Origin of the sequence: Legionella pneumophila subsp. fraseri (genome assembly GCF_000586315.1) — a bacterium.
Classification (GTDB): Bacteria; Pseudomonadota; Gammaproteobacteria; order Legionellales; family Legionellaceae; genus Legionella; species Legionella pneumophila_B.
In genome coordinates this window covers 267,486-293,356 of the sequence record NZ_JFIM01000001.1, presented here as the reverse complement: position 1 = coordinate 293,356, position 25,871 = coordinate 267,486, and the positions used below count along the sequence as shown (strand labels likewise).

Here is a 25,871-nt window from a genome sequence, read left to right as displayed (position 1 = left end):
AATCCATACATTAACTGGTGTTTTTCTGAAAATTTATTGTTTTTGTTTGATTTTTGCTTCCTTAAGGTATTTTTTATGTAGCTTATTCACTTTTTCTTTCAATTCACTTAATCCCGATTCATTAACCAGGACATCATCTGCAGTTTCTAGGCGTTGTTCCAAATTAGGTTGTGTGGCCAAAATGGCTAATGCTTGCTCATTCGTGCAATGATCTCTTTTAACAATTCTGTCTAATTGACATTCTAATGGGGCAATAACCAATAGAATTTTTTGAAGATAAGGATAGTGATGTTTATTATACAATAAAGGAATTTCAATAAGGCAATAGGGTGATGAGCAGACAATAAGTTGCTCTTCAATTTTTTTACGAATAGCTGGATGTAGTAGATTTTCAAGCCATAAACGCTCATTTGAATTGGAAAATATAATATCTCTTATCCGTTTCCGATCAAGATCACCATTTTTAAGAACCACTGAAGAACCAAAATGTGAAACAATATTCTGGTAACAGGGGGTATTTTTAGAAGTTAATTCTTTAGAAATTATATCTGCATAAATAACATCTATACCTAGTTCGGAAAAAAATTCTGCGACTGTACTTTTGCCACTGGCAATATTACCAGTTAGTCCCACTGAATAAACCATGTGAGTGGGCTCCTTCATTTTTGTTGGCACAAGTTACCATATTAATATAACAAGTAGCAGGTAATGTACTGTTTTCTTTACAAAAGGCCTGGGCAGCCAAAGCAGCATCATCCCGATTTGAATAAAAATTACTTTCCCAAGGTTGGGCATTGATGTCTATGGCTGTACAACGCCACATTGGTCTAGTACTTACTCCGTCTATAAACCCTTCGCAATTTGATAAGGATGTCTTACAACTTGCAGGAAATTGACTTTCTTTTTTGCAGGCAGCAAATGCAACATTAATTGCTACTTTTCGGTACGAGCTTTGTGCAGTCCATGCTTTGTTGGCTTTATCATAAGTTATGCATTTCCAAAAGTTGCCTTTTTTCACCATTGGCGCAGTAAATCCCTCATTTGATAAACCAATTAATAGTAGTAATCCATAAAAAATATAATTCCTCATATTTTTTCTCCTTTAAGCAAGGCAGTTAATTCAGCAATAGATAGCCCTTTGGAATAATACCAGCCTTGTTGTAAACGAACACCATTATTTGCCAGGTAATTAGCTTGATCTTTTGTTTCTACGCCTTCTGCTATAGTAACCAAGTTTAATCCTTTTGCCATCTGGATAATGGCGTCATTTAAAGATTCAATAATATCATTAGAACCAATTGCTTGGACAAATAATTTGTCAATTTTTAAATAATTGAATGGAAAATGTTGCAAATAACTAATGCTGGCGTGGCCTGTCCCATAATCATCAACGGCAAGTGAAAAACCTGTTTGCCTAAGCTCTTGCATTTTATTGATAAAAACAGTGTCATTTTTATCGAGGAGTTCTCTTTCGGTGATTTCAAAGATTATTTGATGCGGTGAAATATTATATTTTTCTATTAGCTTATAGAAATGATTGAAAAACACTGAATCAGTGAAGTGTAGTGCAGAAATGTTAAATGCAAGATGAAAGTAGGATCGTTCTTCTAATAAGGATTTAAATTCTTTGAAGGCAATTTCTATGATTTGAAGTGTAATTGGCACAATTAATCCGGTTGCTTCTGCTTCAACAATAAAAAAATCGGGCATAATGATTTGACTGTCTTCATTTTCCCATCGCAATAACACTTCAGCCCCAGAGAATCGTTCCTTATCACAATCAAACAAAGGTTGGTATACGGGATAAAATTCCTCATTTTTAATAGCCAGTTTTATTGCTCCTTGCAATGAATAACGTTTAGTCATCATATTTTGTATAAGGACATGTAAAATAAAGGAACAAATTAAAATGATAAAAATAGTTATTATTTGAGTATACCAAAAGTTATAAAGGATGGTTTTACTGTTTTCAGAAACAACAACAGAAATACCATTTATGCTTTGTAGTTTTTCTATAGCAAATAGACTTAATGGAGAATTTTGTGTTTTAGTTTCTTGAGTTTTACTTAATATCCAGTTTTTATTTTGCTCAGCATATTGAATACGAAGGATATTTTTTTTCTCGTCTTCATTGTATAGAGCTATAGCGGTGGATTGTTTTTTCTCTGTTTGTAATTCATTTTTTAAGACAGAAGCAATAACAAAAATACCTATAAGGTAATTGCCCATTTTTTGTTGGATCAGATAAACGGGCTGGTCAAATAATGGCAACTCATAGGGTCCTGAAATGGAACGTGAACGAGTCGATGTTGCAATAAGATCTTTATTATTATTGGGTAAGGTTGAACAAAATAGTTTGTGCTTGTTGTCACTAATAATAACACCAGAGATTTTAGGATTATTCAGAATTATATGTTCCAGGAATGGATATAAGTCTGATTTACAATCAACAATTTTTTTTCCATATACAGGCAAGGTATAGATTTCTTGAAGTAGATCTTCGATAAAACCATCTATGTTGTTACTGAGATTGATTGCAACTTCTTTTAAATCCTTATAAGCTCTTTTTTGGTTAAGATTCCAGTTAGTATAAAAAGCTGAAATCAGGATAGCAATAGTAAAAAAAATCCATATGATTTTAAACTTTTTATAAAGAAATAAAGATAATTTGTGAATAACCTTACTCATATCCTTGAGCTTTGTTATAGGCTTCTTCTATAGAGTTTAATGTTATTTCTGCTAATTTCCCAATGATTTTTTTATCTGTGTTAAGAGGTGGCAACCAATAAAGCGTATTGCCAATCGGGCGAATCAGTGCGCCTTGCCTTATTGCTTCCTGATAAATTTTAAATCCAATTCTTGTATGACTACTCTCTATAAGATCAGCTGCGACAACAGCCCCAATTCCACGAACATTTACAAGCTTTTTACTGTCTCTGGCTATATCCTGCAGATAGGAAAACATGATTTCACCAAGTTCCTGGCTATGCATTAGCAGATTGTCTTGCTCTATTGTTTTAATGGTTGCCAAAGCGGCACTTATAGCAAGCGGATTACCACTGTAGGTATGGGAATGCAAAAAAGACTTCCCGGCATGGTAATCATCATAAAAAAGATCAAATAAGGCGCTATCAATCATCACGCAGCTAAATGGTATTGAGCCGGAAGTTAATCCTTTAGATAGGCAAATTAGGTCAGGTTTTATATGTGCGTGATCACAGGCTAGCCATTCTCCAGTTCTTCCTATACCAGTCATAATCTCATCGGCAATTAAATAAATGCCTTTTTCCTTCGCCCATAAGGAGATTTTTGCAAGAAAATCTGCACTGTAACACAGCATTCCTCCGGCACCCTGAATGATAGGCTCCAAAAGTACGGCGCAAACTCTATCACAAATTTTATTTAATTGTTGTACTACCTTATTCCAATAAGTATCGCAGTTTTTCCATAATGGATCTTGGGAGCCTGTGACATAGGGAATATCATCAATGTAGTGGCATTGTACACCAAACGAGGCATAAGGGGCTTTATAGATTCCCAAATCACTGACGCTCATGGTTCCAATAGTTTCACCATGGTATCCATTTTTTAAGGCAATAAATTGATTTTTATTTTTATTCCCCTTAATTTGTGAGGCATGAATGGCTAATTTCATGGCAATTTCAACAGCGCTAGAACCATCACTGGCAAAAAATACATGCTGTTTCCCAGTAATTTCGCTTAATTTTTCAGCTAATTCCACTGCAGCCGGATGAGTTGTATTGGCACTAATCACATGCTCAAAACAATCCAGTTGGTTTTTGATAGCAGCTATCACTGCTGGATGACCATGCCCTAAAGATTTGCACCACCAACTGGATATGGCATCGATCAAGGGACCTTCATTGGTATAGAGATAGCTGCCTTGTGCTTTATTGATAACGATAGGTGGACACGTTTCGAAATCCTTCATTTGTGAGCAAGGATGCCAAATGTGTTTTAAGTCTTTTGCAATAAGTTGATCTATGTTTACCATTTTAAAAATTTTGGTTGACAAGTATAGGCGCGACTTTATCATGTTCACTATTCTGAATTAAAGGGGGTAGTCGTGTCTGAAGAAAAGAAACAGTGGTCAATTTCTGATATTGAAGCAATTTATGAACAGCCATTTAATGATTTACTTTATCAAGCACATACCATTCATAGGACATTTCATAATCCTAATTCCTTGCAATTTGCAACTTTGTTAAGCATTAAAACAGGCGCATGCCCAGAAGATTGTGGTTATTGCTCTCAAAGTGGCCACTATAAGACGCATGTAGAAAAAGAAAAATTGATGTCAGTTGACGAGGTATTGCAATGTGCCAAAGAGGCAAAGGAGGGGGGGGCCAAACGTTTTTGTATGGGGGCTGCGTGGCGTTGCCCGCCTGATAAGGCAATGCCGCAACTAAAAGAAATGATAGAAGGAGTAAAGTCATTGGGACTTGAAACCTGCATGACTTTAGGCATGCTTACCAAGGAGCAGGCCTCTCATTTAAAGGAGGCTGGGTTGGATTATTATAACCATAATATTGATACCTCTCCATCTTATTACGATAAAGTGGTCACTACTCGAAAATTCAGTGATCGATTGGATACTCTAAATAATGTTCGCTCAGCAGGAATTAATGTCTGTTGTGGTGGTATTTTAGGATTGGGGGAAACCAGAGCAGATCGAATCGAATTTTTATTGACATTAGTTAATATGGAAACTCCTCCAGAAAGTGTGCCAATTAATCGTTTAATTCCAGTAGAAGGAACACCTTTAGCTCAAGCTGAGCGAGTAGAAGGGATTGAATTGGTAAGAACTATTGCTACAGCAAGAATTTTAATGCCTAAAAGTGCTATCAGATTGACAGCTGGTCGGACAGAAATGAGTGATGAATTACAAGCCCTTTGCTATTTTGCTGGAGCCAATTCAGTGTTTATTGGCGATAAATTATTGACCGAAGATAATCCTCAGCGCGCCAAAGACAAAGTTCTTTTTAACAAACTGGGTTTGACTGAGATGGTGTAAATGGCTCTTAATATAAAAATTAAAGAGTATACAACGCAGCTACAAGAACAAGGATTATTGCGTACAAGACAAATTTCAGAAACGAACAATTCAGATTCTATTCGGTTCGATTCGAATGATTATTTGTCGCTAACGGAGGATAGACGTATTGCAAAAGCCTATCAAAAAGGGTATGAATTGTATCCTTGCGGAAGTGGCGCTTCCATGGTTTTAAGCGGATACCATATCGGTCACCAAGCTCTTGAGAGAACCTTTGCCGAAATACTGGGAGTTGATGATTGTCTTTTATTTTCCTCGGGGTACTGCGCAAACTTAGCCATTACAGCCTTACTTGGGCGTCTGAGAACACATTGTTTCATAGATAAAAGTGTTCATGCCTCTATTTATGATGGATTGGTTTTGTCTCAAGTAACCTACTCACGTTACATACATAATGATATGAGAGCCTTGTCTACCTTGTTAAAATCACATTTGGATGACTCTGTTTTGATTACCGAAGGTATTTTTAGTATGAGTGGTCAGATAGCCCCTCTATCAACAATCAGCTCTTTATGCAAAGAGCATGGTACTGAGCTTTTTGTAGATGAAGCGCATGCTTTTGGTGTGATTGGCCCACAAGGAATGGGTTCTGTACCAGGACATGGATTGACTCAGAATGAAGTTCCACTACGAGTTATTCCTTTTGGTAAGGCATTTGCTTCCCAGGGAGCTGTGGTTGCTGGGCGGAAAGATTGGATAGATGCTTTGTTGCAAGCAGCGCGTTCTTTCATTTATTCAACTGCTATTAGTCCTGCTTTATGCTATGGTTTGCTCAAAACATTGGAGGTAATAGTAGCGGCAGATTACAGAAGAATAAAACTAACACACTTAGTTGCTCAGTTTAAAGAATTAATAAAGTCTTCACCCTTAAATTGGCTGGATTCAGATACTCCAATTCAACAATTAAGGTTAGGATGCCCTCATAAGGCACTGCATTATGCCAGTGAACTGAAAAAAGCAGGGTTCTATTGCTCTGCTATCAGATCCCCAACTGTAAATAGCTCCTCCTCTGGTTTACGAATTATTATTAATTATAAGCATACTGCTGAGCAAATCATTGGGTTATTTAACAAATTGCACTTAATACATGAATATTCATCTTGATAAATATGGGCAGGGCATGCCTTTAGTTCTATTTCATGGCTGGGGATTTGACGGCCAAATCTGGCTGCCTATAATTCCCTATCTTCAGCCTGATTATCAGATCATTTTGGTTGATTTGCCAGGTTTTGGATTGACCCCAATGATGGATTGGGAGAGTTTTAAAAAGAATTTACTTAAGCAATTACCTGAGAAATTTGCCTTGGCGGGATGGTCAATGGGCGGGCTTTATGCGACACGGTTAGCAATTGAAGAGCCTTCCAGAGTACAGTATTTGATAAATATAACATCTTCACCACGTTTTATTTCTGATGTTGATTGGCCGGGAGTGGCTGAGGAGGTATTTGTTAATTTCTATAACAACTTATCAAAAAACATTAATAAGACATTAAAAGAATTTATATCTTTGCAACTCAATAAGATAAAATTTGATTTTAAGCCGGGTAATCCTCCATCTCCAGAAGGTTTGGCGTTTGGTCTTGAAATTTTGGCTAAATGGGATCTTAGAGAACAATTGGAACAAATATCTATACCTACTGTTTACTTGTTTGGTCGACTTGATCCTATTACTCCTGTTAAAACCATGACAATCATGGAGAAAAATTACCCGCATTTTAAGTACGTACTCTTTAGCAGGGCAGCTCATATGCCTTTCCTGTCTCATACTGATTTATTTATTAAAATGATGGATGAATTTATAAAATGAAACGATATTTTGTTACCGGTACTGACACGGATTGCGGTAAGACATTTGTAACCAATCAATTGGTTAGTCATTTTTCTAATGCAGCGGCGATAAAACCTATAGCAAGCGGATGTGAGTACAGTGACAATCAATTAGTAAATTCTGATGCGCTTTTACATCAGCAACAGAATCATTTGCCTTTGGATATTATTAATCCTTGGCGATTTAGATTACCAGTTTCACCTCACATATCAGCAAGGGAAGATGGTGCAAGCATTGATGTTCATAAAGTGGCGGATTATTGTCTTAATTTGCGACTGAATGACATTAAGAAATTGTTTATCGAAGGAGCTGGTGGATTGATGGTTCCTCTGAATGAGCAGGAAACTTGGCTTGATTTTTTAAAATTAACCAATATTCCTGTTATTTTAGTTGTGGGTATGAAGCTGGGTTGTATCAATCACACATTGCTTACTCAGGAAGTATTAGCAATAAATAAAATTAGGTGTCAAGGGTGGATTGCCAATTGTATAGATCAAGACATGCTAATGCTTGAAGACAATATAAGTACCCTTGAAGTTAAATTAAAATATCCTTTGTTAGCTACGACAAGCTATGGCGGCAAGATTTCTGATATATGTTTAAGCTCCTTGTAATTGCAGTGAGATTTTATATCAAAACAGCAGAATAGACCTGATGTTATTACTTGTTCTGCTTGCGCTAAACCTATAGCAGCAATTATAATGAAAAGTTAAATTACAGATACTTCGAATTTATGGAGTGATTCCAGATGCCAATTTACGAATATCAGTGCACAAACTGTCATCATCAATTTGATTTGATGCAAAAAGTTACAGATGCGCCTGTAAAGCAATGTCCAAAGTGTTACGAAAACACGGTAACAAAACTTATTTCTCCAGCCGGATTCCAGCTGAAGGGGACTGGATGGTATGCCACAGATTTTAAAAACAAAGGCAATGGACCAAAGGAATCAACTGAGAATAAATCAGGAGAATCCGGTATTAATAAAGAGAGTTCCTCTAAAGAAACTCCCGCATCAAGCTCTGCTGATAGTGCAAAATCGACAAAAGGTGATAACGAGTGAAATTAATCTCCCTCAGAGCCTATTTAATTACCGGGTTAATAGTATGGTTACCAATATTCGTAACCATTGTAGTATTGCGATTTATTATCGATATGCTTGATAGCACATTGGCTTTATTTCCAAAAGCCTATCAACCTGAGCAGTTATTCGGTTTCTATATACCAGGCTTTGGAGTTATATTTTCATTGGTTTTATTACTCGTGACCGGAATTATTGCAACCAATTTTTTTGGACAGAGACTTGTCAGTAAGGGTGAATCCTTATTGGCTAAAATACCTCTGGTGCGGTCAATTTATAATGCTGTAAAGCAAGTCATCCATGCTGTACTATCAACAAACAGTCAAGCCTTTCGCAAAGTTGTTTTAGTTGAGTATCCTCGTAAAGGACTTTGGACCATAGCATTTCAGACTGGCTCCGTTAATCCTGAAATTAAAGAGAAAACCAAGGAAGACATGATGTCTGTATTTGTTCCAACTACACCTAACCCTACTTCGGGTTTTATGTTGATGATACCCAGGCAAGATGCCATCGAGTTGAATATGAGCATTGATGAAGCATTAAAATTAGTAATATCGTTAGGTGTAATGCAGTCTGATCCTGCATTGGCACAAGTAAAAACTCAATAAACTTTAATAGGTGGTTTTATGCGTACACACTACTGTTCGGCCGTGAATGAATTAAGCTTGGATAAGCAAATCACAGTTTGTGGGTGGGTGCATAATAGACGAGATCATGGCGGAGTTATTTTTTTAGATATTCGTGATCGTTCCGGGTTATTGCAAGTTGTGTATGAGCCTGAAAACAAGGAAATTTTTGCAATTGCTGAAAAACTCAGATCGGAATTTGTTGTTCGTGTTACTGGCATTGTACGTAAAAGACCAGAAGGAATGATCAATGATAAAATGGAGACTGGTAAGGTTGAGGTAATTGGTACACAACTTGAAATTCTTAACCAATCTCCAACCCCACCGTTTTTGCCAGATGATCATCAAATTATCAATGAAGATTTACGTTATAAATACCGCTATATTGATTTGCGGCGTGCTGTTATGCAAAAGAAACTGACTTTAAGACACAAGTTAAACAGTTGTATACGTAATTACTTGAATGAGCAGAACTTTTTAGATATAGAAACGCCTATGTTGACTAAGGCAACTCCCGAGGGTGCTCGTGATTATCTAGTGCCTTCAAGGGTGCATCCAGGGCAATTCTATGCGTTACCGCAATCACCACAATTATTTAAGCAATTGCTGATGATGTCGGGATTTGATAAATATTATCAAATTGTACGTTGTTTCAGAGACGAAGATTTACGAGCTGACAGACAACCTGAGTTCACTCAGCTTGATATAGAAATGGCCTTTATTAATGAAGAAGATATACTGCAACTCATTGAGGGATTGCTCAAGGTTGTATTTAAGGAAATCCTTAACATTACCTTACCTGATAAATTGCGAAGAATGTCATATCAAGAGGCTATGACACGTTATGGAAGTGATAAGCCCGATCTGCGTAATCCACTGGAGTTGATTGATATTGCAGATTTGGTAAAGGATTGTGACTTTAATGTATTTGCTTCTGCAGCGAATGATGATTCAGGAAGAGTAGTTGCTTTAAAATTACCGAGTGGATGTGATCTTAGTCGAAAAGATCTGGATAATTATGGACAATTTGTAACTATCTATGGCGCTAAAGGACTTGCATATATAAAAGTCAACGATTTAAGTGCTGGTATGGCGGGTTTGCAGTCACCCATTCTAAAGTTTTTATCTGAAACGGCCGTGCAATCTATTCTTAATCGAGTTGAGGCGCAGACTGGCGACGTTATTTTTTTCGGAGCTGACAAAGCTCATGTTGTCAATGAATCTATGGGAGCCTTAAGGAATAAACTGGGGCATGATAGAAATCTGATTAATTCTGGATGGCAATTATTGTGGGTAGTTGATTGGCCAATGTTTGAACTGGATCCTCAAAGTAATAAGTTACAGCCTATGCATCATCCCTTTACATCCCCGCAGGAACTATCTGCCGAAGCACTTCGCTCAAAGCCAACGCAAACATTAGCCAAGGCATATGATATAGTTATTAATGGTTATGAAATTGGCGGTGGGTCTATTCGTATCCATCAACCTGAGCTACAAAAAACTGTATTTGACTTGATAGGAATTGATGAACAAGAGGCACATGAGAAATTTGGCTTTTTGCTGGATGCCTTACAATATGGTGCTCCACCTCATGGAGGAATTGCATTGGGAATTGATAGATTAGCTATGCTGTTGACGGACTCAACTTCCATAAGGGATGTGATTGCGTTTCCCAAAACTCAAACAGCATCCTGTCCATTAACAAGTGCACCATCGCCTGCGGGCAATGCACAATTAACTGAACTGGGTATAAGATTTGCGCCAACTATTACGACAAAGTAATTCAAATTTAAGCACCACAAGTTTTAAATACTTGTGGTGCTTTTTCCTGCCTCTATTTTTTTTATTGTTTAGTTGTTCACTCTTTTCAGCATCGGTTAAAGAAAACAATGCCACGCTAGTGGAATATCTAGCCCATGAAAAAACTCATTTGACCATTGCTATTAATGAAATTAAACAAAAGAGTGCGCCTAAGGATGAGCAGGAGTACACCGAGAAATTGAGACAAATTAAAACTATTCTTTCAATGAATAAAGCAAAAATTGAGAGTTTGAATAGTTTTAGTGAAAATCAAAAGAAAGAAGAGGTCAATTTGAATGACCAACTAAAGCGTTTGCAACAAATGCCGCTTGCCAATGCTGAAGTAACTATTCAAGAAAAAGTAGGTAAAATTGAGACCTTGCTTACTGTTAATAAAAAAACTACTGAGTTAATTGCCGAAACTTTGGATTTAGCCAAACAATATCAATTGCTTTTAAATGATGCTTTGAATGAATTAAGACTTTGGAAAGCCAATTTCGATTTGGAAGAAAAGCTTAAGTCAATTAAAGCCATTAGAGATAAATTGAATAAAGAGCTGAATATCCTTTATGAGAATGCAGTGTCCAGCCAAGCTCAAAAGCAACCTGAGCTGACGATTGGCGAACAGATTCAATATGAGGCCAATTTATATATTAATAATCAAAGAATTGCAGTTATCCATCAAAAGTTGAATGCACTGGAATTACAGAAAAAGATAATTAAAACGAATATCCTGTTGTTAAATAACCTGGATACTAAAGCCTTGCAATCAGCAATTGATATTTACAGAGAGGTAATTAATCAATATTCAGGTATAGAGAATTCGTTGCAAACAATTCTGAATTCTCTTACAAATCAGGCTAATCTTTTTGTTGAGCCAGGGTTACGAAAATCCCTTAGTTTATTGCAGAATGATGTTAAAGCAGAACTAAAGGAGACCTCTGATCAAAAACTTATCTTATCCAAAAATTTAGAGGATTATCAAAACCAGTTAAAGAAACAGATCTCAACAAGACAAAGCTTGAGCGAATACAATCTTGACAGCTGGACAGTAATTCTCAAGAAGCTAATTGATATCCCCAATTTGTTTTATAAATACATCAAAACACTGACCATAAAGGTTTATGATAGCTACACCTGGTTAGATACTTTCCCAGCTATTATTTTATGGACTGTTTTGGTTTTTATCCTTAGCCTGTTTTATATTTTAAATCATGTGTTGAAAACTTTAGTCAGGGATAAAGAGCGATCAAGATTTACCGGCTATCTTTATGATGGAATACTCGTTTTACTGCAAAGAAACATTCCACATCTTTGTTTCTTTGCTATGTTATCTTTCATTTTATACTTTACCAGTATTTCTTTTGCTAACTCTCAATTATTAATCAAACTCATTATCGTGTGGTTTACCTTTAGAGTTTTAATTTTAATAGCCCGTTTGATTTTGTTAGAAAGCATCTCTGATTCTTCCGGTAAGGACGTGAAATTATATTATCGATTAAAATGGTTGTTGCTTTTTGGTGGATGGACAACCGCGTTGATGACATTTAGTCATTTATTACCTTTATCAATTCTACTACAAGATATATTTAATCGATTATTTATGCTTTTTATGCTAACGGTATCCCTGGTAGCATGGAAAAGTAAAGATGTAATCCCTTATCTCATTAGACCATTACTGAAGTCAAAGAAAAGGTATTTTAAAAATGCAATTTCCTTACTGGTCATTTTAGTTCCGATTACTTTATTTACAACAGCAATCATTGGTTTGATTGGTTTTGTGAATCTGGCATGGACTATGAGTCGTTATCAAGCTTATATTTTGTTAGTTTTAGTAGGATATATTCTCGTGAGAGGTTTGATATTTGACGCATTAGAGCTTTTTTCCGAGTGGATGATCTCTTCATTGAAAAATGGTTGGTTATGGATAGAGGTTTTCCTTAAACCAATCGATAAAATCTTGCGTATTGCTTTGTTCTTAACAAGTGTATTAATTTTATTTCAGTTGTTTGGTTGGTACTCTGATTCACTGGTTGTGACTAGCCTGGAAAAAGTGGTTCAATACAGTATTCTTAATATTACAGGCATACATATTACAGTTGCCAGTATCATTGAGTTTCTCATTCTACTCGCTGTTTTAGTATGGGCAGCAAAGTGGACAAGGGAGTTTTGCTTTCGATGGTTATATAAGAATACCAAAGATGTTGGCATACGCCATAGTTTATCCGTATTTACGCAGTATGCGATCATATTACTGGGTACTTTCATAACTCTTCATGTTCTGGGACTGGATTTTAGCGGTATGTCGATGATACTTGGAGGACTCGCTGTTGGTATGGGTTTCGGTTTAAGAGATTTTGCTTCAAATATTGTAGGAGGCATTATGCTTTTAATTGAAAGACCAGTAAGAGAGGGCGATTTGATCACCATAGGTGAATACGAAGGGCAAGTAGCTCATATAGGCATTCGTTCCATGCGCGTCTCCTCATGGGATAATACTCAGGTTTTGATTCCTAATGCTGAAACATTCAATAAACCTTTTACTAACTGGACTCATCAAGATGGAATTATTCGCACGGTCATACCGATAAAGGTAAGCAGAGCTGATGATCCAGTGATGATCCAACAGTTAATACTTGATGTATTGGCAATTATTCCGGAAATCGTTCCAGATCCTCCCGCTCAGGTGTTTTTAAAGAAAATTGATACAGCTTTAATAGAATTTGAAGCACGGTATTTTATTAACATCCAGAATCATAACCGTGTTGAAGTAAGGTCAAAAGTTTTGTTTGCGATAACTGCACAATTTAAAGCGGCAGGAATACAGCCGCCAATTGAGCCTATTACTGTTGAACTAAAAGAGAGCTCCTGTGATTTTAGCCTTAAAAAGCAAACCACCGAAGAATGAAAAAGAACTGTTGGAGCAATGCCAGCGAATTGAAGGTTTAAGTTTTGCTCAGTTAGCTCTTGAATTGGGTTTATTCACCCCTTTAAACCCTGTTCATCGAAAAGGATGGGTAGGACAAGCTCTTGAGTTAGCCTTAGGTGCAGATGCAAAAAATGAGTCGCTACCTGATTTTAAACAATTGAGTATCGAATTAAAAACCATACCCATTAATAAATCAGGGAAACCGGCTGAATCCACATTTATTGTTTCCATTCCACTACTTACCATACATCAGCAAAGTTGGAAGTCCTCTCAATGTTACGCTAAATTAAAAAGAGTATTATGGATTCCTATAGAGGGAGACACGGATATTCCATTTCCCCATAGAAGAATTGGACGTGGATTTTTATGGTCTCCAAATAAAGAGCAGGAATCTGTTCTTGAAGAAGATTGGAGTTATTTAACAAATCAAATCGTTATGGGACAATTAGAAACATTAAGCTCTTCTTCGGGAGAATATCTTCAAGTGAGGCCTAAGGCAGCCAATGGAAAATCTTTATGTTATGGTTATGACGTAGAGGGTAATCGTATAAAAACGTTACCAAGAGGATTTTATTTACGCTCCTGTTTTACATCCTTAATTTTAAGCCAATCATAATTTTAAGGATTAACTAGACATTATATGTTTATCTACTTTAAAGTTTTTGTTGATTAGTAGGCATGGATGATATTTGTTCAGATATTGCTGAAGGAGTAACTATCGATTCTCTTGCTGCATATAGCTTTCTATTAAATAATGACCATTTGAGATCATGGTAGGGCAAGGGCTCTTCTGGTTTGTTCTCACTAGAATACATTTTATCCTTGCGAATATTATGAGAGTGATAAGATTCTGCTGGTATTCTGCTCTCCGGATGTTCTCTTGTACCGTCATCTATCGCTTTGGCAGTGGAAAAATAAAGAGAGGCTATACCAAGTATTAGCGTGGTTCCTGCTAATAATGCAATCATTATTCCTAACGATACAGGATTGGAAATAGCAGCCAAACCAACTGCTGAGCTTGTGGAAAATAAAAAGAGACTTACGCCTATTGCTAAAATAGCGGCACCGGCAATACAAACAAGAATCGTATTACGGGTGACATTGGATATTGCTACTTGTGCTTCACTAGTTTTGGGCAACCAGAGCGCAAAGACTTGATCATTAAGCTTAATAGATGATTTATTTAATTGGAAGAGCTGTATGTTTTTATTCGCAGGAAATTGTAAATCTTTAAAGACACGATTTTTATTTGATTTAATCGAGTTTGCAATGATTGCTGTTGTTGGTAGTGGACCTAAATGGGCATGGGCTTGAATTTCCTTTTGCCATGCTTTATCAATTTCCATTTCATTTTCGTGATATTCTTTATGCAGCTGCATTAATAAACTGCTAGTGATATAAAAATGAATACTATCAAGAATAAAGCGATCTAAAACGCTAATTTGGTTGTCACGTGGATCAAAATTATCAAAATTACCGAAGAAATATCGGATTCTATTTTGATTATGTGTCCCTATGAAATCGTAAATTTTTTTATGATTATTAGTCAACAACTTGAAAAATATTTCGTCAGGAAGATCTTTTATATCATACCTTGCTTTAACACATTCTTTTAATTTGCTGATGTCAGATATCTGCTCTAGAAACAGTTTTTTGTATTCGTTGTAAAGCAATTCCTTATTTGCAAAAACAGTTTTCATCTTGAGAAACCTTGGGTGTGAAAAATGGCATTATTTCCTGTTAATCATCCTTATATTTGTCTTAATGATGATTATGCACATTATTTAATGCCAACCATTAACAAGGGTTAAGGTTGGCAAAATAGCACTATTTTGAATTAGAGCCGGCTAACATTCCTGGTATGGTTGTTTGCAACATGTTTTTAACAGAGTTGACTGGTTGAGTTAGCTTGGCTTTCAATAGATCTCTAAAATCAGAATTCGTAGCAAAATACTTTATTGCCTGCTCGAAGCCAGCAAAAACTCCTAAATCAAGACCTCTTGTTTCTACCTGTACTTTTAAATCTTTAATACGTTGCACTTGATCCTGACTCGGTTTACTGGCTGTTGAGAACAGTGAGAATGGCGCTGATACTATAGAATAGCCTATGGACAATGTATTGGATAGGATTCCACTTTGAGTTTCTGCGGTTTTGACTTCTTTAGGCCAGGCAACCATAAAATCAGTAGTGCATAAAGGAGCCATTAATTTAATCATGCGCTGGATATCAGGATACAAAAGATTATTGGTATTATCGATATCTGTACTATAGCTTTCTTTGTTATTTTTTAAACACCAATTATAAAGTACCTTCATCTCTTCCAATTGTTCATAAAAGTCTGTCATGCTAAATGATTCAAGAATGTAACCAGTAGCGCCTAAATAGAGACAGGCCGCAAGAAGGTGATTGGCAAATTCAGGAATTGGCAAAAACATTCCCACTATCCACGACCCCCCCCAAGCTGTTAATGCCGTGCCCATTGCTTGATAGAGGTACATTTGATTGACACTTAATTCAAATTGTTTAATGTATTTTTCCAGTGCCTGTGTGTGTTCGTTATTATCCAGGTTGAAGGGAGATGACGTCAGAACTCTTAGGGTTTCTTTCCTTTTGGCTCTTTCAACTCCAACTTCAGCTATTCCAACTGCGTTTACCTTACCCACAATTCTCTCCTTGAAATCAAAATTTCATTTTATACTATAAATTTAAAAAATAATGAATTAGATTTTAGCTAAGAGTTCAATTAATTTAACTTAATAAAAAAGGCGAGGTATAATAAAACTGATTAATCAAATTGAAGTCAATATCATGTCTCGTACAATGTTTTTTTCCGTTGATGCGGCTAATCTCCAAAATTTACAAATTAATAATCAAAAAGCTTTTGCAGCGTTGGAGAGTTATCTGAATGATAATGACTCACCAGGTGCCTGGAACAATAATCAAGGATACAAATATATCCATAAGGATATCACTTATTGCTTCTCATTTAATCAATCCTTAGTAAGACGCCCAAGAAAATCGGATCAAAAAAAACATGCATTTGAAATTTTTGACCCTAACAAGAACCCTTTAGGCAAAGGAGGGTATGGGATTGTATACCCTATTTTAGGTACAATTCAGTTTGAGTTTGGGAATGTCATTAAAAGACCACCAAAGAATAAATTAGTTAAAATTCAAAATCATAGTTATCGCGATCAAAGTCATTCTGTACTACGTGAATATCAAGGGCTTCTGCAATCAGGGCATATAGCGGTTAAACCGCCAATATTTGTAGAAAACAAAGAGAGTAAATTCAGTTATTTGATTATGGAAAAAGCGGAGGGTGTCGTTTTAGAGAAGTTTCTAAACCCCGTTAAGCGGCTTGATTTGTCTGAAGAGGTACCTGAGCTTAATCTTATTAATCGGATTGAGATTACTTTTGCCATTTTAAAAGCAATTAAAGAGCAGGTGACGGATAAGCATTTAATTCACCGAGATATAAAACCAGGAAATATTATAATAGATTTTAGCAAATCTCCTCCAATAGCTAAAGTAATCGATTTTGGTTTTGTGCTTAGAGTGTCAGAGCAGGATTATCGTCGTTGTGGAACCAGAGCGTACAGAGCACCGGAATCTTTTAATCCCCAGGCACTCTACACAGCAAAAGCTGATGTTTGGTCTACAGGCAGGATATTAAGTTATTTGTGGGGAGATAAGTATACTAATTATTATATCTCTCGTGATAAGGGTTTGGACTATGTGCTTGAGAAGTCCAGAAACGAGTTACTCTTCTCTGAGCCGGAGTTGGAGCTCTATTTAACTAATGAAGATAAAAGTAAAATCAGAGCGTGCCTAAACGCAATGCTTGTCGTCAATCCTGAGGCAAGAGTATCAATTGATGAGGCTATCAAGCAATTTTCCCAAATTGATTTTGAAAAATATAAAAGATTAAAGCAGTTTACAAATTCTGAACTTGATTTAACAGATTACGATATTAAATTAAGAAAACAGATCAATTTAATTCACTTTCATTTGATTACCCTACAGAGGAAAGAACAAGATTTACGTGATAGGGAATGTTTTGATGCAGCAAATGCGATGAGTCGATTGGTTAGTAAGCTCACCATCTATACCAATTATCTTGAAAAAAATCCAGATCTCTTTTTAATAAAGCGCTATCAGGATTGCAGCATCAAAGAAGTTAATTTAGCCAATTTGACTTTAAAAAACCACCGAGATGCCTTGTGGCTAGTGGCTGAGTTATCAACAGCGATCCTTTTGCTTGGTGTAGGGTATTTATTTGCTTTTGGGATAAATTATTACTACACCGGTCGTCTGGGTTTATTTTCTCAAACCAGATCTGAGAAAATGGTGGAGGAAATGAAAAGCTCGGTTTTGGGTATTATGGCTGGAAATTAAAAATCTGTATTTCCCGGATTATAACAGAAGCGTCTAATCCGGGTGATTGGTATTTAGACTCTTAGTACTTGAGATTGAGCCGAATTCAGATTTTCTAGTTTTTGCAAGGAATCTGTTTCAAAATGAAAGAAAAAGTGACGACCTTCTGTTTTATAGTAGTTAATAGAAGCTGCAAGCAAATAAAGAATACCAAGGCCTATTATTGCCGCTCCTACATTAACTAATAAAGGTTTCCACCCTCTATGTTGTTCCAGTACAGGTCGAGCCCTATCAATTTCTCTTTGGCATGTTTCTTTGAAGTTTTCGTATGCCTCTGGGGTTTTATGGTAAAAATACAATTGAGAGGCTATTAATAATTCTTGATATAGTCTGTTAGCCGCTTTCGATGCAGACTCGTAATGATAAGGATCAACCTCTGCTTTTCTGCTTAATTCTTCAGCTTTTTTTCTGATGTTTTCCAATTCGGTATTAAATTGGGTAGTGAATGACGTTTTAGTGTGCTCAAGCTCATTCAAAAATAGTTCTTTTTCATCTTGAGAGATTAATTCAGAATTGACAAAAGAAAGTAGGGTATTTTTGAGCTTGGTATCCGTTATTTGCTGTGAATACTTAATATTAATTTGAATTTGATCCATATCATCATAGGTGATGTTAGGAATACCTCCTATAAAATAAAGAATGTACAGATTATTGAAAAGAGTGGTAATTTTTTGCAGAGACTCTCTATTTTTAGGACAAATAGTTAGAACATTATGAGCTAGACTGATATCAATTTTTTCACAAGAAAGTTTAAACGATGACATACTAAACCTCATATAATTCAGAGATTTCCTTATGCAATAATTCATTTCCATTGAAGGGCATGTGCAGTATAAATAGACAAGCTTAAGATTTTATTAAGAAAGGCTTTAAATTTAACAATATTTCAAAAAATCTTTACGATTTTTTGAAATGAAAAAAACTATTACCTACATTAACTATTATAGATTTTTTTATAAAAAACCTACACCCTTCATCCCACTGATGGTTACCTTGCTTTGCTGAAAGCAGAGTTGCCTATGAAAACAGGTAAAATCAATGGGAAAACAGGTAAAATCCATGGGTTATTAGCAGAATCCCAATAATTAATACCACTATTGAAATCACATAATAACCTGTCCCTGTATAGGCTTTTTGACTACATTTCACCATAAACTCGGGAAATCCAAGCCACAATATTGATTTAATCAAAATAAGCCAGGCTACCAGGGTGACTAATACCTCTGATTCAGGAACCCAAATGTTATGGACAAGCACAAGGCAAATACCAATAATTAACCCCAAGCTTCCAGCCGTCACGATTGTGGCACTGCCTTCTTTGAGATGAGTCAACAATTCACGATAATATGAAGCTCTTGAAAGCATTATAATCCCCACAATAAGAAGATAGAGACCTATTGCTTGTGCCAAAAATAAAGAGTGAATTGATTCTTGCATGGTTGGCTCCTTGTGATTCCGCTCCTAAATTAATTATAGTACATGCAGGGTTGGGTTTGTTAATTAGTTGGACATTTGCAATAGTTACTACTCATCTAAAACAACCTGTGTATTATATTTGGTTCTATTAAGACAAAAGCTGCTTCTGAATTTTCTAATATTGGGTTCATTTGCGAATACTCGTCTGGCAAATTCATTGTAATGATTCATATCTTTGACATGAATAATAAGCAGGTAATCTGTGTCTCCCGAGACAAAATAGCACTGCATAACTTCAGGTTCCTCAGACATTTTCCTTTCAAAATGAGTTAAAAGATCTTCTCTTTGTTTTTCAAGAGTAATATTTACGAACACAATTAATGGCCTACCTACTTTAAATGGATCAACCAAAGCAACATCACTAACGATAATCTTTTCCTCTCTCAGGCGTTTGACTCTTCGAAAGCAAGGTGGAGCAGAGATTCCAATTATATCGGCCAATGCCTGGTTAGTAATTTGATTATTTTTTTGAAGTATGTTTAGAATTTTTCTATCAATTTTATCAAGTATTTCAACTGGATATCCTGTATTTTTTTCATTTGGATAAGATTTCGTTGGTTTGCTTTTCATATATTACCTTTTTTTATAAAAATACATTATAAAAGGTAATTTTTATAAATAAAATAAGAAATTTATTTATATTTGCTTTATGTTAACTTACCTCCACACAAACTTGCAGGAGGTTATCAATGATTACAATCAGATTAGCTGAAATGAACGAAATTCAATTTTTAAATCAATTAATTTCTTATTCAGCAAGAGAGCTTAGCCGCGAAGATTATACAAAGGAAGAAATTGAAGGGGCCATTCAATATGTATTTGGTGTCGATTTAGAGTTAATTTTAGACAAAACGTATTTTGTCGTAGAAAGGGATGGGCAAATTGCCGGTTGTGGTGGATGGAGTCGTAGAAGAAGATTATTTGGCGGCAGTCAATATGCAGGTAGAGGACAGGGGATATATCTGGATCCTCAACAAGATTTTGCAAAAATAAGAGCTTTTTTTATTCATCCCAAATTTGCAAGACAAGGATTGGGAAGTATTCTGTTGAAGCATTGTGAACAAGAGGCTCTTTTACAAAAATTTACTCGGCTTGAGATGATGGCTACTTTACCTGGGGTTAAGCTCTACAGCGCTTTTGGCTATAAGCCTATTTCAAATGAAGTGATTACTCTTCCCAATAATGTTCCGTTAAGATTCGTTCGGATGACGAAAGGCTAGATCGTAATTCATTTTATACTATCTGGAGTCATTATTGAGTCATGGTTATTGAAACTTAATTTATCATCATAATGTTAGGAACGGTTATCTTAATGAATACAATCTGATTAGATTAATAACGTAATTTAAGTTTTACTTAAGTTATTTATGATATATTCATGACCACTTTGTAAATATTTAGTTTATTTTTGGTGTTTTCTCTAATGAAAACAGCAGTCAAAAGTTTGGATTATAACCAAGTGGGATAAATATATGAAAGAGCAACAAAAGGCAATTTTTATTGAGAGTATCAAATCAATATGCGTTGTTGATGAGCATATGGCTAAAGAATTGGCTGATTCATTACTTGAAATTCACCAGTTAAATACTGATATTAATGAACAAACACTGGTTAGTAAGGTGTTTTTAACTAAATTTGCTCTCTACCTTAAAATTGGGAAAGAAATTGCTTTAGATTGGGTTCGAAAAAATAAGGACCTGGATACTCCGTTTCCTTCTAATGCTGTCGAAAGTCAGCCTGTTCAGGATGCGAAAAAGCCCGTTGAGAACAATGTTCAAGTATATGGGCCTATGACAATTGGTAAATCTCCTGTTAAAACGACTTTAAATCAATTGACTGGCACGTTATTGAGCGAGCTGGTTGAGGTCGGAAAAAAAGAGAAAGCTCAAAAATTACGAGCTTACATATTCGACCAATTGGCAAGGCGATTAGAAGCAGAACTTAGTCAAGAGCAGATTAACGACTTATATAACAGGATCAGGGGTAATGGTGACTATGCCAAGAGCGTATCATTTTCTGAAGAACAACTTAAAATTTTAAATGAAAAAGTTATTCCAGAATTAAAGAGAGAGTTCAGTGACCTCCCTAACGGGAGTGTTAATATCCTGGGGTTGGACGTTAGCCTTGAAGATAAATACGCATTTGATACATCGGATATATTTTCTGTCTGGTTTAGCAATAATCCGGCAGTTTGCATGCCAAAACATGTTAAGGCAGAAGTAGAAAAAACTGCAAAACTTAATCAGCCAGGCAAAACCCGAATTGTTTTTAGCTCATTATGCTTAAATGAGACAGCCAGACTTGAATTTCAACAATGGGCAAAGGAAAATAACATTGAATTAGTTGATATTGATTCAATAGATTTAAAATCAGTCAGTGAAACTGATGCTAAATTGCTAAATCTGGCCAAATATGAGCTTGAAGCAATGAGAAAGGGCAAGGGAGGAAATCCTGCGGCAGCATCCGATCTGGTGCGTTGGGTTGATGTAATCATTGGAGAAAGTAGCACTTATATTGATATTGATTTGCCAATGAATGATAAAAAAGTTGCGGTTGAGGTTCGTTCCGGCTTCCCGGTTCTACTTAATATGGGATCAGCGCTCACAAAGGATGGTTCACAACCTGCCTTGGAAAACCCGGCTTTCAATACCGATATGATTGCTTACAGCAAAGATAAAGACGCACGTCGTCAAATAATCGAAGGAGTTGCCAAAAATATTATCGCACGTTATGAAAACTGTGCGAAATATATTGCAGAAAGTAAAAACGAAGAGTTAGTACGTTTAAAAAATTCGCCAGGTTATCAATTACTTGTTGAAAAAACAAATGGCAAATTTGATTTATGTACTTTAAGGGCGGCGGTTTCAGGAGCTCACCAGGATGCTTTCTCGTTTGCAACTTTTTTTGGTGCCGAATATTTCGCTAAAATTTTTGCTACACAAGAACTTGTACCTGTAATTAAAGAAGCAATTCAGCATCAAAATCAAGACTTGCTTACATCTATTATTGAAAATTATATAGAAAAACAACAGAGCAATGACTATCCTAAGACTCGCGATGGTATCCAAAAACTGTTGAAATCATTTCAAGGGATTGTATATAAACCATTGGTTATGGAATTCTCAGGCCCAAGTGCTGTGTCATCGTCTTGGGTGGAAGCTCTGCCCGGCGGATCCATGCCGAGGAATTTTGAATATTTGGTTGAACCTATGTCTCAACCATTAAGAGTTTTACAGCATCATGCTTGTATATCTGGAAAAGCTAATTTTTCTTCTGATAATATTCCTAAATGGTGTGAACTTCAGTCTGACGTAGAAAAACGACAACAACAAAGAGAAGATGGACTTTCATGGCTTCCTGATGCTCAAGAGAAGCTTAAGAAGGAAGGACAGCAAGCCAAGCTTGAGGAAGAGCAACGAGTCAAACTCGAGGAGGAGCAAAAAAGCAAAAAATACGTTGCTCAGTTTGATGCTATTGATCTCATTTTGAATAATTTTGAAAATGAAATTAACTCTATTGGTGATTATCATGCTCCTGCGAAGCAAAGAGCTATAGAATTGTTAGATACTTTGAGAAAATATAAAGAGGAAGCATTTAATGAACCAAGCAGAGAAACATTAATCACTTTTGCGCAAAATGCAAAAAGAGCGATTCAGGAAGCTACACCAATACTGCAAAAAGATTTAGGTTGGGGAGATTATTTAACCAATTTAGCGAAACAATTGGTTAATGCAGTGACCTTTGCTGTGGCTTATGCTGTAACTTTTGGGACCACCGGGCATCAAGGCTTTTTTGCTTTGAAATCTTCTCTGGCGGTTAGTCAATCTCAAAATCTTGAAGAGGCACTCAATAGCGAATTGAGTCAAAAAAACTGTTAGGGAATAGACCAGACATAGAATGCTAATGGGCAAGACATTATTTTTGCTGCCCAAGCATTCTTCTTAAATCTAATGTATTTCGATTCGGTAATTTTGATTTAGAAATGAAAGATTGCAATCCATTTTATTTTGCTGATAATGTGCAAAATAGATTGTGTAAGAATAATATAAGAACATATTGTATATAGTAACGATGTTAGGAGAGTTAGATGCGTAGAAGTAAAGCAATGCAAATACCTAAAAAAATAACACAAATTTCAACTATTTCAGAATCAAGTAAAGAAGATTTGGATGTTGTACCCGAACATTCTGAGGAACTGGATGTATCTCCCAGCAAAGAACACAAGAAATCTAACAGTAAAAAACTGGAGAGTGCTGCCCGTAAAGAACAAATTAAGAAATTAGAAGGAGAGCTTCACAGTCACATTCAAGATGCTATGGAGTTAGAAGAGGAATCTTTTGCAGAATTCAGTATTAACACTGAAAGACCAAGCAATTATTTATTTCGCTTTGTTAGTGAAAAAGAATATTTGGCAATTCTTGAAAATTTAAATAAAGGAAAGAGGATATTTGGTAACAAAACAAAAGTATGTGAAGAGGAAGACGATAAGATATCGACTAAAGCAAAAGGGGAAACTTTTTTTGCTTTTGATCTTAAATATGCTCAAAAATATTTCAATAAAGGTACGCGACGTGCTGGAGTGATGCTTGCTATAGAGTTGCAGGAAGATGCTGATACCAAGCTGTTATCTAATAGCGAAATTATTAGAAGAATCGGAGATGATCCTGGAATGGCCGGGGGCCGATGGACGAAGTGTAAGAAAGTAAAACCTGGCGAAAGAGGGGTAGTGGTAGTTAAGTGCGAAGGTGTTGGCTCATGCAAATATCCATATACCTTAGGTTTTAGAGAAGGGGAAGAAGGTGTCAGTCCTTTCGACATATTATTTGAGTTAACGCGTTCTGTAAAGGTACTGGGCAAGAATGGCTCTTGCAAAACTATTTATCATTATTCGGCTGCGCCAAAGGAAACAGAGCTTACAAACATTGTGAAAAATGTTGAAAGTGGTATGGACGAGATTCGTAGTGATGAAATTTTATCAGTTGTTTCAAGTTCTCCTTCATCGCACTTTGGCTTCTTTACAAAAAATGGGTCTCCAAGTATTTCAGGATTAGTAAATAAGGTACCTGAACATGAAATACCAATTTCTGATGATAATACATGCTCACATTATTAATCAGATTAAATTCTTAAGATTTTAAACGGGTAAATAATATTATTTACCCGTTTCTGCATATGTTCTTATAAAATTAAGATAACGACATCCGATTAATTCATCAACTTTGTTTCTATTGCTGAATACAATTTACTTATTTGTTGGTTTAGGCTGATTGATGCGAGAGCATTGTACTATAATCTTATTAATCACTATATCTCTCATTTTATTTACTCACTTGAGATAGAGCCAATCGTGATAACAATCCTGAGAAAATTATGAAGAAACCTTTGGATACTACTGAGCAGAATCGTATTGCTGCATTATACGAATTAAAAATTCTGGATACACCACCAGATGAAAGATTTGATCGGATTATCCGACTCACTTCGGGCTACTTATCGGTTCCTATTGCCTTTATTTCTTTTATTGATTCCAAACACCAATGGTTCAAATCCAGTTGTGGAATAGGTCTTAACAAGATATCCCGTAATGATTCATTTTGCCACTATACTATTCAACAAAATAAACCAATGATAATCTCAGACGCCTTGTTGGATGAGCGATTTTGCAATAACCCCTATGTGACTAGTGAACCCAATATTCGTTTTTATGCAGGATTTCCGTTGTCAACAGTTGATGGTTTTAATGTAGGAACATTATGCGCAATAGATAAAAAACCACGCAATTTAGATGAGACTGAAATTCAAATTTTAAAAGATTTGGCAACTTTGGCAGAAGATCAACTCAACCTATTGGATATTTCGCTTCTCGAAAAATCTGTTCGAGAAAAAAATATCTCTCTGATAAAAGCTAAAAAAGAACTTGAAATACGTAATAATTTTATTCGTAAAGTATTTGGTAGTTTTATGTCTGACGAAATTGTTGCAGCGCTTCTTGAATCAAAATCCGAATTAAAATTAGGAGGGGAGGAGCGGAAAATTACAATTCTGTTTAGTGATTTACGAAATTTTACCACTCTGTCGGAGCACTTTCCTGCTGAGAAAATTGTCGCTGCGCTTAACAATCATTATGGAAAAATGGTTGATGTCATTGAAAAATACAATGGTACTGTCGATTCCTTTATTGGTGACGCTATTATGGTGGTATTTGGAGCGCCACATTCTGGAGGTGATGACGCATACCGAGCGATAGCCTGTGCATTAGAGATGCAAGCGACCATGCAAGAGGTGAACACAATGAATCGCAACTGCAGTTTACCCGAATTAGCAATGGGCATAGGGATTAATACAGGTTATGCTATTGTAGGCAATATTGGTTCTCAGAAACGTATGCAATACAGTGCAATTGGTTCTCCGGTTAATCTGGCATCACGCATTCAGGATCTGACTTTGGGAGGGCAAATTTTAATTTCTGAGGCAACTTACCAGGAAGTTAACCAGTCGCTTGAATTAAATGGTCATCTCAGGGTGAAAGTTAAGGGAATTGCTTCTCCTATCACTATTTATGATGTAATCGGTCTGGATAAAAAATCAGATGTATAGAAGTAATAATATCACTCTTTAA

Annotated in this window: 22 protein-coding genes and 1 pseudogene; 14 read left to right on the top strand and 9 right to left on the bottom strand. The window is 35.9% G+C overall.

Annotated elements, in window-relative coordinates; translation table 11 throughout:
* Positions 1 to 33: 33 nt before the first annotated feature.
* Genes coaE through bioA form a run of 4 tightly spaced genes read right to left on the bottom strand, consistent with a single transcriptional unit; the run spans position 34 to position 4,015 of the window.
* Positions 34 to 645 (bottom strand): dephospho-CoA kinase, encoded by a 612-nt coding sequence (coaE, locus tag CC34_RS0101300; protein WP_027226968.1) that lies wholly within the window; start codon positions 643 to 645, stop codon positions 34 to 36.
* Complete coding sequence (locus tag CC34_RS0101295; protein WP_027226969.1) at positions 617 to 1,090, bottom strand: hypothetical protein; 474 nt, start codon at positions 1,088 to 1,090, stop codon at positions 617 to 619. The genes coaE and CC34_RS0101295 overlap by 29 nt, the downstream gene beginning before the upstream one ends.
* The gene (locus CC34_RS0101290) at positions 1,087 to 2,688 is read right to left on the bottom strand and encodes an EAL domain-containing protein (protein ID WP_027226970.1); all 1,602 of its coding nucleotides are present in this window, start codon (positions 2,686 to 2,688) and stop codon (positions 1,087 to 1,089) included. The genes CC34_RS0101295 and CC34_RS0101290 overlap by 4 nt, the downstream gene beginning before the upstream one ends.
* Complete coding sequence (gene bioA / locus CC34_RS0101285; protein ID WP_027226971.1) at positions 2,681 to 4,015, bottom strand: adenosylmethionine--8-amino-7-oxononanoate transaminase; 1,335 nt, start codon at positions 4,013 to 4,015, stop codon at positions 2,681 to 2,683. Before bioA ends, CC34_RS0101290 begins: the two co-directional genes overlap by 8 nt.
* A 72-nt stretch (positions 4,016 to 4,087) precedes the next feature.
* On the opposite strand from bioA, the gene bioB reads away from it, so the two are divergent.
* From bioB to mutH, 9 genes are all read left to right on the top strand, one after another.
* Positions 4,088 to 5,035 (top strand): biotin synthase BioB, encoded by a 948-nt coding sequence (bioB, locus tag CC34_RS0101280; protein WP_027226972.1) that lies wholly within the window; start codon positions 4,088 to 4,090, stop codon positions 5,033 to 5,035.
* Complete coding sequence (locus CC34_RS0101275) at positions 5,036 to 6,178, top strand: aminotransferase class I/II-fold pyridoxal phosphate-dependent enzyme (RefSeq protein ID WP_027226973.1); 1,143 nt, start codon at positions 5,036 to 5,038, stop codon at positions 6,176 to 6,178.
* Positions 6,162 to 6,881, top strand: a complete 720-nt coding sequence (locus tag CC34_RS0101270) for an alpha/beta fold hydrolase (protein ID WP_027226974.1) — start codon at positions 6,162 to 6,164, stop codon at positions 6,879 to 6,881. Before CC34_RS0101275 ends, CC34_RS0101270 begins: the two co-directional genes overlap by 17 nt.
* Complete coding sequence (bioD, locus tag CC34_RS0101265; RefSeq protein WP_028379064.1) at positions 6,878 to 7,516, top strand: dethiobiotin synthase; 639 nt, start codon at positions 6,878 to 6,880, stop codon at positions 7,514 to 7,516. The genes CC34_RS0101270 and bioD overlap by 4 nt, the downstream gene beginning before the upstream one ends.
* A 134-nt stretch (positions 7,517 to 7,650) precedes the next feature.
* The gene (locus CC34_RS0101260; protein WP_027226976.1) at positions 7,651 to 7,965 is read left to right on the top strand and encodes an FmdB family zinc ribbon protein; all 315 of its coding nucleotides are present in this window, start codon (positions 7,651 to 7,653) and stop codon (positions 7,963 to 7,965) included.
* The gene (locus CC34_RS0101255) at positions 7,962 to 8,591 is read left to right on the top strand and encodes a DUF502 domain-containing protein (RefSeq protein ID WP_027226977.1); all 630 of its coding nucleotides are present in this window, start codon (positions 7,962 to 7,964) and stop codon (positions 8,589 to 8,591) included. The genes CC34_RS0101260 and CC34_RS0101255 overlap by 4 nt, the downstream gene beginning before the upstream one ends.
* An 18-nt stretch (positions 8,592 to 8,609) precedes the next feature.
* Entirely contained in the window at positions 8,610 to 10,391 is a 1,782-nt protein-coding gene (gene aspS / locus CC34_RS0101250) for an aspartate--tRNA ligase (RefSeq protein WP_027226978.1), read from the top strand.
* Positions 10,366 to 13,317: a mechanosensitive ion channel domain-containing protein gene (locus tag CC34_RS0101245; protein ID WP_027226979.1), complete on the top strand. Its 2,952-nt coding sequence runs from the start codon at positions 10,366 to 10,368 to the stop codon at positions 13,315 to 13,317. Before aspS ends, CC34_RS0101245 begins: the two co-directional genes overlap by 26 nt.
* A complete protein-coding gene (gene mutH, locus CC34_RS0101240; protein ID WP_028379063.1) occupies positions 13,280 to 13,954 on the top strand; it encodes a DNA mismatch repair endonuclease MutH in 675 nt (224 codons plus the stop codon). The genes CC34_RS0101245 and mutH overlap by 38 nt, the downstream gene beginning before the upstream one ends.
* A gap of 37 nt (positions 13,955 to 13,991) precedes the next feature.
* Here mutH and CC34_RS0101235 read toward each other — a convergent pair whose 3' ends face one another.
* Both CC34_RS0101235 and CC34_RS0101230 read right to left on the bottom strand, forming a co-directional pair.
* The gene (locus CC34_RS0101235) at positions 13,992 to 15,038 is read right to left on the bottom strand and encodes a membrane protein (RefSeq protein WP_027226981.1); all 1,047 of its coding nucleotides are present in this window, start codon (positions 15,036 to 15,038) and stop codon (positions 13,992 to 13,994) included.
* Between the two features lie 127 nt (positions 15,039 to 15,165).
* A complete protein-coding gene (locus tag CC34_RS0101230; RefSeq protein ID WP_027226982.1) occupies positions 15,166 to 16,002 on the bottom strand; it encodes a hypothetical protein in 837 nt (278 codons plus the stop codon).
* 145 nt (positions 16,003 to 16,147) lie between these two features.
* Between CC34_RS0101230 and legK1 the strand changes: the two genes are divergently transcribed.
* Positions 16,148 to 17,737, top strand: coding sequence for a Dot/Icm T4SS effector kinase LegK1 (gene legK1 / locus CC34_RS0101225; RefSeq protein ID WP_027226983.1), 1,590 nt, complete (start codon positions 16,148 to 16,150; stop codon positions 17,735 to 17,737).
* Positions 17,738 to 17,790: 53 nt separating this feature from the next.
* Here the strand turns inward: legK1 and CC34_RS0101220 are convergent, their stop codons facing one another.
* The 3 genes from CC34_RS0101220 to CC34_RS0101210 all read right to left on the bottom strand — a co-directional run bounded on the left by CC34_RS0101220 (position 17,791) and on the right by CC34_RS0101210 (position 19,822).
* Positions 17,791 to 18,540, bottom strand: a complete 750-nt coding sequence (locus CC34_RS0101220) for a hypothetical protein (protein WP_027226984.1) — start codon at positions 18,538 to 18,540, stop codon at positions 17,791 to 17,793.
* Between the two features lie 271 nt (positions 18,541 to 18,811).
* Entirely contained in the window at positions 18,812 to 19,213 is a 402-nt protein-coding gene (locus CC34_RS0101215) for a hypothetical protein (protein ID WP_010947214.1), read from the bottom strand.
* Between the two features lie 87 nt (positions 19,214 to 19,300).
* The gene (locus tag CC34_RS0101210; protein WP_027226985.1) at positions 19,301 to 19,822 is read right to left on the bottom strand and encodes an Lrp/AsnC family transcriptional regulator; all 522 of its coding nucleotides are present in this window, start codon (positions 19,820 to 19,822) and stop codon (positions 19,301 to 19,303) included.
* Between the two features lie 119 nt (positions 19,823 to 19,941).
* Here CC34_RS0101210 and CC34_RS0101205 point away from each other — a divergent pair, with 119 nt between their 5' ends.
* From CC34_RS0101205 to CC34_RS0101190, 4 genes and pseudogenes are all read left to right on the top strand, one after another.
* Complete coding sequence (locus tag CC34_RS0101205; protein WP_027226986.1) at positions 19,942 to 20,472, top strand: GNAT family N-acetyltransferase; 531 nt, start codon at positions 19,942 to 19,944, stop codon at positions 20,470 to 20,472.
* A 252-nt stretch (positions 20,473 to 20,724) separates the two neighbouring features.
* The gene (locus tag CC34_RS0101200) at positions 20,725 to 23,130 is read left to right on the top strand and encodes a glycosyltransferase family 88 protein (RefSeq protein WP_027226987.1); all 2,406 of its coding nucleotides are present in this window, start codon (positions 20,725 to 20,727) and stop codon (positions 23,128 to 23,130) included.
* A gap of 209 nt (positions 23,131 to 23,339) precedes the next feature.
* Positions 23,340 to 24,365, top strand: coding sequence for a hypothetical protein (locus tag CC34_RS0101195; RefSeq protein ID WP_027226988.1), 1,026 nt, complete (start codon positions 23,340 to 23,342; stop codon positions 24,363 to 24,365).
* A gap of 153 nt (positions 24,366 to 24,518) precedes the next feature.
* Positions 24,519 to 25,849 (top strand): annotated as a pseudogene (locus tag CC34_RS0101190) (adenylate/guanylate cyclase domain-containing protein).
* Positions 25,850 to 25,871 lie beyond the last annotated feature (22 nt).

Coding starts and splice junctions, on each gene's coding strand:
- coaE (WP_027226968.1), bottom strand. CDS start 645: ATGGTTTATTCAGTGGGACTAACTGGTAATATTGCCAGTGGCAAAAGT.
- CC34_RS0101295 (WP_027226969.1), bottom strand. CDS start 1,090: ATGAGGAATTATATTTTTTATGGATTACTACTATTAATTGGTTTATCA.
- CC34_RS0101290 (WP_027226970.1), bottom strand. CDS start 2,688: ATGAGTAAGGTTATTCACAAATTATCTTTATTTCTTTATAAAAAGTTT.
- bioA (WP_027226971.1), bottom strand. CDS start 4,015: ATGGTAAACATAGATCAACTTATTGCAAAAGACTTAAAACACATTTGG.
- CC34_RS0101275 (WP_027226973.1), top strand. CDS start 5,036: ATGGCTCTTAATATAAAAATTAAAGAGTATACAACGCAGCTACAAGAA.
- CC34_RS0101270 (WP_027226974.1), top strand. CDS start 6,162: ATGAATATTCATCTTGATAAATATGGGCAGGGCATGCCTTTAGTTCTA.
- bioD (WP_028379064.1), top strand. CDS start 6,878: ATGAAACGATATTTTGTTACCGGTACTGACACGGATTGCGGTAAGACA.
- CC34_RS0101260 (WP_027226976.1), top strand. CDS start 7,651: ATGCCAATTTACGAATATCAGTGCACAAACTGTCATCATCAATTTGAT.
- aspS (WP_027226978.1), top strand. CDS start 8,610: ATGCGTACACACTACTGTTCGGCCGTGAATGAATTAAGCTTGGATAAG.
- CC34_RS0101235 (WP_027226981.1), bottom strand. CDS start 15,038: ATGAAAACTGTTTTTGCAAATAAGGAATTGCTTTACAACGAATACAAA.
- legK1 (WP_027226983.1), top strand. CDS start 16,148: ATGTCTCGTACAATGTTTTTTTCCGTTGATGCGGCTAATCTCCAAAAT.
- CC34_RS0101220 (WP_027226984.1), bottom strand. CDS start 18,540: ATGTCATCGTTTAAACTTTCTTGTGAAAAAATTGATATCAGTCTAGCT.
- CC34_RS0101215 (WP_010947214.1), bottom strand. CDS start 19,213: ATGCAAGAATCAATTCACTCTTTATTTTTGGCACAAGCAATAGGTCTC.
- CC34_RS0101210 (WP_027226985.1), bottom strand. CDS start 19,822: ATGAAAAGCAAACCAACGAAATCTTATCCAAATGAAAAAAATACAGGA.
- CC34_RS0101205 (WP_027226986.1), top strand. CDS start 19,942: ATGATTACAATCAGATTAGCTGAAATGAACGAAATTCAATTTTTAAAT.
- CC34_RS0101200 (WP_027226987.1), top strand. CDS start 20,725: ATGAAAGAGCAACAAAAGGCAATTTTTATTGAGAGTATCAAATCAATA.
- CC34_RS0101195 (WP_027226988.1), top strand. CDS start 23,340: ATGCGTAGAAGTAAAGCAATGCAAATACCTAAAAAAATAACACAAATT.